The sequence below is a fragment of the Kluyvera sichuanensis genome (assembly GCF_014218705.1).
GTDB lineage: Bacteria > Pseudomonadota > Gammaproteobacteria > Enterobacterales > Enterobacteriaceae > Kluyvera > Kluyvera sichuanensis.
Genome location: NZ_JABBJF010000112.1, coordinates 1 through 216, shown reverse-complemented (window position 1 = coordinate 216; position 216 = coordinate 1). Strand labels below are relative to the sequence as shown.

Below are 216 nucleotides of genomic sequence, written 5' to 3'. Positions count from 1 at the left end.
GATTTGATGTTACCTGATGCTTAGAGGCTTTTCCTGGAAGCAGGGCATTTGTTACTTCAGCACCGTAGTGCCTCGTCATCACACCTCAGCGTTAAAAGAAGTCCGGATTTACCTAAACTTCCCGCCTACATGCTTAAACCGGGACAACCGTCGCCCGGCTAACATAGCCTTCTCCGTCCCCCCTTCGCAGTAACACCAAGTACAGGAATATTAACC

The 216-nt window shown here is 49.5% G+C and carries 1 rRNA gene; it reads right to left on the bottom strand.

From position 1 onward, the window contains the following. A 23S ribosomal RNA gene (locus HII27_RS27010) occupies window positions 1-216 on the bottom strand; the annotation flags it as partial.